General features: G+C 69.9%; 8 protein-coding genes and 1 rRNA gene. All 9 read right to left on the bottom strand.

Translation table 11 applies throughout. From position 1 onward, the window contains the following. Window positions 1–255 precede the first annotated feature (255 nt). Window positions 256–1,311, bottom strand: coding sequence for a 1-acyl-sn-glycerol-3-phosphate acyltransferase (locus ABTX62_RS37685; protein ID WP_352120400.1), 1,056 nt, complete (start codon window positions 1,309–1,311; stop codon window positions 256–258). Window positions 1,312–1,325: 14 nt separating this feature from the next. After that, window positions 1,326–2,387 (bottom strand): NAD-dependent epimerase/dehydratase family protein, encoded by a 1,062-nt coding sequence (locus ABTX62_RS37680; RefSeq protein ID WP_352120399.1) that lies wholly within the window; start codon window positions 2,385–2,387, stop codon window positions 1,326–1,328. A 200-nt stretch (window positions 2,388–2,587) separates the two neighbouring features. Further along, window positions 2,588–2,686 (bottom strand): 30S ribosomal protein bS22, encoded by a 99-nt coding sequence (locus ABTX62_RS37675; RefSeq protein ID WP_003948845.1) that lies wholly within the window; start codon window positions 2,684–2,686, stop codon window positions 2,588–2,590. Window positions 2,687–2,841: 155 nt separating this feature from the next. After that, window positions 2,842–3,054, bottom strand: a complete 213-nt coding sequence (locus ABTX62_RS37670) for a helix-turn-helix domain-containing protein (RefSeq protein WP_004984898.1) — start codon at window positions 3,052–3,054, stop codon at window positions 2,842–2,844. Window positions 3,055–3,183: 129 nt separating this feature from the next. Next, window positions 3,184–3,999: a phosphatase gene (locus ABTX62_RS37665; RefSeq protein WP_352120398.1), complete on the bottom strand. Its 816-nt coding sequence runs from the start codon at window positions 3,997–3,999 to the stop codon at window positions 3,184–3,186. Between the two features lie 84 nt (window positions 4,000–4,083). Further along, on the bottom strand, window positions 4,084–5,256 hold the full coding sequence (locus ABTX62_RS37660) for an acetoin utilization protein AcuC (protein WP_352120397.1): 1,173 nt from the start codon (window positions 5,254–5,256) through the stop codon (window positions 4,084–4,086). After that, window positions 5,207–6,424: an MFS transporter gene (locus ABTX62_RS37655; protein ID WP_352120396.1), complete on the bottom strand. Its 1,218-nt coding sequence runs from the start codon at window positions 6,422–6,424 to the stop codon at window positions 5,207–5,209. The genes ABTX62_RS37660 and ABTX62_RS37655 overlap by 50 nt, the downstream gene beginning before the upstream one ends. A 225-nt stretch (window positions 6,425–6,649) precedes the next feature. After that, on the bottom strand, window positions 6,650–7,294 hold the full coding sequence (locus ABTX62_RS37650) for an HAD family hydrolase (RefSeq protein WP_352120395.1): 645 nt from the start codon (window positions 7,292–7,294) through the stop codon (window positions 6,650–6,652). Window positions 7,295–7,355: 61 nt separating this feature from the next. Beyond that, window positions 7,356–7,439, bottom strand: a 5S ribosomal RNA gene (gene rrf / locus ABTX62_RS37645); the annotation flags it as partial.

Here is a 7,439-nt window from a genome sequence, read left to right as displayed (position 1 = left end):
GCAGCATCTGGTGCTGCGTCTCCTCGGCCACCACACGGGCCTCCTCGACGACATCGCCTCGTTCGCGTATGACCTCGGGCAAGGGGCGCCCCCGACGTCGTACGCGGAAGAGTCAGAAGAACACCGACCGCCACCGCACCAGCGGCTCGGCCCTTCCTGTCTGCCGCCCTCGCACCGCTTCGCGGGCTTCGGACAGCCGCGCCCGACTCCGTCGGACGGCCACGAAGAACCGGCGCGCCGCCACGAACCCCGGCGTCAGAAGAACACCGACCGCCGCTGCACCAGCAGCTTGTACAGCGTGTGCTGGATCTGCTCCCTGACCTGGTCGGTCAGGTTGAACATCAGCATCGGGTCCTCGGCCGCCTCCGGCGGATAGCCGTCCGTGGGAATCGGCTCGCCGAACTGGATCGTCCACTTGGTCGGCAGCGGAATCGCCCCGAGCGGGCCGAGCCACGGGAACGTGGGCGTGAGCGGGAAGTACGGGAAGCCCAGCAGCCGCGCGACCGTCTTGGCGTCGCCGATCATCGGGTAGATCTCCTCCGCCCCGACGATCGAGCAGGGCACGATCGGTGTCCCCGCGCGCAGAGCCGTCGAGACGAAACCGCCGCGCCCGAAGCGCTGCAACTTGTAGCGGTCCGCGAAGGGCTTGCCGAGGCCCTTGAACCCCTCCGGCATCACCCCGACCACTTCGCCCTGCTCCAGCAGCCGTGCGGCGTCCTCGGCGCACGCCAGGGTGTGACCGAGCTTGCGGGCCAGCTCGTTGACCACCGGCAGCATGAACACCAGGTCCGCGGCGAGCAGCCGCAGATGCCGACCCGCCGGATGGTTGTCGTGCACGGCGACCTGCATCATCAGCCCGTCCATCGGCAGCGTGCCGGAATGGTTGGCGACGATCAGCGCGCCGCCCTCGGACGGGATGTTCTCGACGCCCTTCACCTCGACCCGGAAGTACTTCTCGTACAGCGGGCGCAGCAGGGACATCAGGACCTGGTCGGTGAGTTCCTGGTCGTAGCCGAAGTCGTCGACCTCGTAGTCCCCGGTGAGGCGGCGGCGCAGGAAGGCCAGGCCGCCCGCGAAACGCCGTTCCAGCCCGCCGTCGCCGTCCCGGGAAGGCTCCGGCGGCTGTTCCTCAGAAGTCACAGGAACATCATCCTGCGGAACCGCCCAGGTGGGCAGAGGCTGCACCTCACGGACCGGCACGGACTCCGTGCCCGGGCGGCGGTTCCCGGCGCTCCGGCGCCGCTGGGGGCGCTGCGCGGCGCCCCCTCGGGACCGGTCGTCGTCGAACGGAATGACCTTGGCGTCCGCCATCGTTGATGCGCTCCTCAGTTGGCGCTCTGCGTCGGGGAGTGTCCGCCGCCCGCGAGTGGCAGGCCGGCGATCCGGTCCACGGCCCCCGCGAGAGCCTCCGGCGGAAGAAGGCCGGGGCCCTGGCTGCGGGCGAAGTCCGCGAACGTCTCCGCGGTCGTGTACTTGGGCTGGAATCCCAGCGTCTCGCGCATCTGGCCCGTCGCCACGACCCGGCCGTGGGTGAGCAGCCGGATCTGCTCGGGCGAGAAGTCCGTCATACCCAGCGTACGCACCAGCGAGCCCGCCCAGGTGACGGCCGGGAGCAGCAGGGGCACGGTGGGCCGCCCGAGGCGCCGGGAGCACTGGGAGAGCAGCAGCACGCCGTCGCCGGCGATGTTGAAGGTGCCGCTGTTGAGCGTGCCCCGGCGGGGCTCGTGCGAGCCGATCCGCAGCACCTCGATCACGTCGTCCTCGTGCACGAACTGCAGCCGCGGGTCGTAGCCGAACACGGTCGGCAGGACCGGCAGCGCGAAGTACGAGGCGAGCGGTGTGTCCGCGGCCGGGCCCAGGATGTTGGCGAACCGCAGCACGCACACGGCCACATCGGGCCTGCGGCGCGCGAAGCCGCGGACATAGCCCTCGACCTCGACGGTGTCCTTGGCGAAGCCGCCGCTGGGCAGGGACTTGGGCGGGGTCGTCTCGGTGAAGACGGCCGGGTCGCGGGGTGCGGAGCCGTAGACGTTGGTGCTGGACTTGACGACCAGCCGCTGCACGGCCGGGGACTTCTGGCAGGCACCGAGCAGCTGCATGGTGCCGATGACGTTGTTCTCCTTCAGGGACGCCCGGTTGCCGCTGCCCAGCGGCGTGCCCGTCACGTCCAGGTGGACGATCGTGTCGGCGCCCGTCTCGGCGAGCACGCGCGCGATGGTGGGCTGCCGGATGTCGGCCTGGATGAAGTCCGCACCGCCCAGATGGTGCTCCGGCGGCACCGCGTCCACGGCGACGACCCGGTCCACCTCGGGGTCCCGCTGGATCCGCCGGACGAACCGGCCCCCCAGCTGGCGCGCCACTCCGGTCACGAGCACGACCTTGCCCAAGATCAGCGCCTTCCTTCCAGAACCTCTTGTTCCGCCGGGTTCCCCCGTGGGGCCAACTTAGCGGTTCGTCGTTGCGCTGTGATGACCGCCTGATGCGTGAAGTGACCGGAGTCGACCGGAGGCGGGAGGGCATATGCGTGTGGCCCCCCACCGGTGGTGGGGGGCCACAGCAACGCTCTCGCGGCGTCCGCGTCGCGAACCTACTTCTTGTTACGACGCTGAACGCGCGTGCGCTTGAGCAGCTTGCGGTGCTTCTTCTTCGCCATCCGCTTGCGCCGCTTCTTGATAACAGAGCCCACGACTACCCTCGCTCACTTCTCATCACTCGGTGTTTGGGCGCCATGGGCCCATACGACCTACGAGGGGTCAGCCTACCCGTCCGAGCGCTGAGGTCGTAATCGAGGAGGCCGGGGGGATCCCGATGTGCCCTGTGGGGGACCCCCCGGCCCTGCCGTCAGGCGGTTTCCACCCCCACGTAGCTCTCGCGGAGGTACTCGTGAACCGCTTGCTCCGGGACGCGGAAGGACCGCCCCACACGGATCGCGGGCAGATGACCGCTGTGCACCAGTCGGTACACGGTCATCTTCGACACTCGCATCACCGAGGCGACTTCCGCCACGGTAAGGAACTGAACCTCGTTCAGAGGCCTCTCGCCAGCTGCAGCCATGACACACCTGAACCTTCCGCACTCGACGGCCACCGGCTTCCCCTTCCGGTGACTCTTCGTCGCTGCGTGCTCACTCCCCAATGTAGGGGCCAGTGATGCGAGTGGGGAAGAGGTGCACCCATCGGCGGCCTACTGTGACAGACACGCCCGATTGAGTACGTAGCGGGTAAGCGGCAGGTAGTAATCAGACCGCACGCCGTCATCAAGCGGAACGACGACCGACACGGACCCCTCGGCCTCTCCCACGAACAGCGCCGGGTCGTTCGTATCGGCCGGCCCGATGGCCTCGAACCCCAGCTGACCTGCCCCGCAGACCCACCCGTGGTCCCCGATCACCAGCTCGGGAAGAGGGCCGCCGGCCTCCGCACAAGCGGCCAGTACGGTACGAACCGGGAGGGGTGAGTGCGTATGTACGCCGGGCTCACAACCGGGGCGTTCCGCTCCAGAGGTCCGCACCAGCGCGACTCCTCCTACGTAGTCGAGGTTGTACGTGCGTAGGCCGAACCGGGTCGTTATGTCGACACGACGACCCTGCGCGAGAGTGAGGACGGTACATCCCGCCGCCGACAGCGCGTCTGCCAGAGCGACGTAGAAACCGAGCAGCGTATGCGGGTGCCCGGTGCCGAGGAGCACGGGAGCACGGCGCCGGGCGGCCTCGGCGAGGCGTACCGCGAAGGCGTCCAGCGCCGCCAGGGTACGCTCCGGATCGATCACGTCCTGGCCGGAGACCTGTCGGGGGTTGGCCGAAACACCGCACCGGTCCGCCATCAGCTCGATCAACTCCCGCTCCCCCCAGGACCCTTCGGGATCGATACCGAGCAGCACACGAGGGTCCCGGGCGGCGAAGAGCCGGTAACTGCGCAGGCCGGCCTCGCGAGAGGTCGCCACGGTTCCGGCGAGCCGTGCGCCCACCAGATGCGCGCGCAGGGCTTGGGTGGTCAGCACAGGAAGAGCGTGCGTGATCGGCGTTGCGCCTGTCCCGGGAACCGGCGAACACCGCACGGTCGGCCTACGGCGGGACTCGCTCCCTCAGGCCAGCAGCCCCCGCAGCGGGAACACCGCCCGCCGGGCCGCCAGCACCGCCTGGTCCAACCGGTCCGCCGGGTCGTAGCCCTCGTCCCAGCCGCTCCAGGAGACGGGCCGGCGCCCGTCCGTCATCCGGCCCGGGGCCAACTGCCGCGTCCTGGCGAACACTTCCTGCCGCCAGCCCTCGGGGATCATCGCCTCGGGCTCCACGGCCCGGCCGGCCGCGATCGCGACCAGATGCGTCCACGAGCGCGGCACCACGTCGACCACCGCGTAGCCGCCCCCGCCCAGGGCCACCCACCGCCCGCCGGCGTACTCGTGCGCCAGGTCGTGACAGGCCATCTGCACCGCCCGCTGCGCGTCCAGCGACACCGCCAGGTGCGCCAGCGGATCCTCGAAGTGCGTGTCGGCCCCGTGCTGCGTCACCAGCACCTGCGGCCGGAAGTCCGCGATCAGCTCCGGCACGACCGCGTGGAACGCCCGCAGCCACCCCGCGTCCCCGGTCCCGGCCGGCAGCGCCACGTTCACCGCCGAACCCTCCGCGCGGTCCGCCCCGGTCTCCTCCGGCCACCCGGTCTGCGGAAACAGCGTCCGGGGATGCTCGTGCAGGGAGATCGTCAGCACCCGCGGGTCCTCCCAGAACGCCGCCTGCACCCCGTCCCCGTGATGCACGTCGACGTCGATGTACGCGACCCGCTCGGCCCCGAGCTCCAGCAGCCGCGCGATGGCCAGCGAGGCGTCGTTGTAGATGCAGAACCCGGACGCCCCGCCCGGCATGGCATGGTGCAGCCCGCCCGCGAAGTTCACCGCGTGCAGCGCCTCCCCCCGCCACACGGCCTCCGCCGCCCCCACCGACTGCCCGGCGATCAGCGCCGACACCTCGTGCATCCCCGCGAACGCCGGGTCGTCCGTCGTCCCCAGCCCGTACGACTGGTCCGCGCCCCCCGGGTCCGCGGAGGCCGCCTTCACGGCCTTGATGTAGTCCTCCCGGTGGACGAGCCGCAGTGTCGACTCCCCGGCCGCCTTCGCGGCGACGACCTCCACCTCGCGGTCCAGCCCGAAGGCGCCGATCAGTCCCCAGGTCAGGGCGAGCCGGACCGGGTCCATCGGATGACCCGGACCGAAGTCATAGCCCGTTACTGCCTCGTCCCACATCAGCTGTGCGCGGCCGCTCATGCCCGCCACCGTATCGGTCCGGTTGAGCCGCGAACGACCGGGCGTACACCAGCGTCACCAGCACCAACACCATCGGCACGAGCATGGCCCCCCGGTAGCTCCACAGATCCCCGAGCACCCCGACCAACGGCGAACCGATCAAAAACCCCACATAGTTGAAGACATTCAGCCGCGCCACAGCCGCGTCCGAAGCACCCGGGAACAGCCTGCCCGCCGCCGCGAAGGTCTGCGGCACCAGCACGCACAATCCCAGGCCCAGCAGCGTGAACCCCAGCATCCCGAACCACGCCCCCGGCGCCACGGCCACCACGGCGAACCCGCCCGCCGCCACCAGCGCCCCGCCCCGCACCACCGCCACGGCCCCGAACCGCCGCACCCCGAGGTCCCCGATCGCCCGACCCAGCAGCGTGGTGACCATGTACACGTTGTACGGCACCGTCGCCATCTGCTCGGAGCTGCCCAGTACGTCCTGGAGGTACTTCGCACTCCAGTTGGAGACCGTCGAGTCCCCGATGTACGCGACCGTCATCACCAGGCACAACGGCAACAGCCACTTGAAGACGACCACCTGCCCCTCCCCGGTCTTCTCCTCCCCCGCGGGGGCCGCTTCCCGGTCGTCGACATACCACCGGCTCCCCACCAGCACGGCCGGCAGCAGCACCAGCACGACCGGCAGATACGACACCCACAACGCCAGCTGCCCGTGCGCCCCCACCCACGCCAGCGACGCCCCGACGATCCCGCCCAGGCTGTACGCCGCGTGGAAGCTGAGCATGATGCTGCGCCCGTACGACCGCTGCAGGCTCACGCCGAGCATGTTCATCGACGCGTCCAGCACCCCGACGGCGAGCCCGAACGCCGCCAGCGCCACCCCGAGTTCCACCATCCGCTCTCCGGCCCCGACGCCGAGCAGCGCCAGCAGCACCACCGGCTGGGACCAGCGCAGCAGCAGGCTCGGCCGCACCCGCTTCACCAGCCGCTCGGTGGTCACGCTCCCGATGCCGGCGAGGATCGGCACCGCGGCCAGAAACGCCGGCAGCAGCGCGTCGGAGACCCCGTACCGGTCCTGGATGGCCGGGATCCTCGTCACGAGCAGAGCGAAGGCGACTCCCTGCACCAAGAAGCTGAACGCCAGCGAGGCCCTGCCGCGCCGCAGCACATCAGTCATGGCGGCGAGCGTAGGGCCCCGGCCTACCCGTGGGTAGATCCAGCCAAAGATGAATTTCCCTCACCTACACCACCGTTCGGCTCAAGCGGCCAGGGCAGGCGCGGCCTCCAGGGCCTCTTCGGTCGCGTCCTCGACCAGGAACCGCTTGCGGGCCGCAGGTCATCATCGGCCGCCCCGCGATCAGCGTCGGCGGAAACGATCGTCCGGACCTCCGTGTGACAGAGGTCAGACGAGCAGGTCGGTCAACTCCGCCATGTCGGAGAAGAGGTGGGTGGCCCCGGTGAGCTTCTCCGCCGGTGTCATGGCGGTGAACCCGTACACGTCCATGCCGGCCGCGATGGCCGCCCGCACCCCCAGCGGACTGTCCTCCACGACGACACACCGCCCGGGCGCCACGCCCATCCGCTCGGCGGTGTACAGGAACAGGTCGGGGGCAGGCTTGCCTCGCCCCACATCCTGCGAGCTGAAGATCCGGCCCTCGTCGAACCACCGGTCAAGCCCCGTCGCCCGATGCCCCACCCGGATCCGCTCATGACTCCCGGAGGAGGCGACACAGTACGGCACCCCGTCCGCGGTCAGCTTCTCCAGGACATCGGAGGCCCCGGTCACGGCCACCAGTTCCCGCTCGAACGCCGCGAACACCCGCGCGTGGAAGACGTCGTCGAAGCTCTCCGGCAGCCGCTGCCCGGTCCGCTGGAGGACGAGCTCATGAATCCGGTGCATGGCCGCCCCCATGTAGTCCCGGATGGACTCCTCGTACGAGGTGGAGTGCCCCAGCTCGGTGAGGTACGCCGCGAGCAACCGGTTGGAGATGGGCTCGCTGTCGACGAGCACACCGTCATTGTCGAAGATCACGAGGTCATAGCGCATGAATGGAGCCTAAACGCAGAAAACCCCCGCATCCGAAGATGCGGGGGTTCTCACAAGAATTGTTCGGCGGCGTCCTACTCTCCCACAGGGTCCCCCCTGCAGTACCATCGGCGCTGTAAGGCTTAGCTTCCGGGTTCGGAATGTA

The organism is Streptomyces sp. NPDC096046 (assembly GCF_040303285.1).
Taxonomy (GTDB): Bacteria; Actinomycetota; Actinomycetes; order Streptomycetales; family Streptomycetaceae; genus Streptomyces.
The sequence above is the reverse complement of the archived record's forward strand: the minus strand, read 5'-3'. Positions and strand labels throughout refer to the sequence as shown.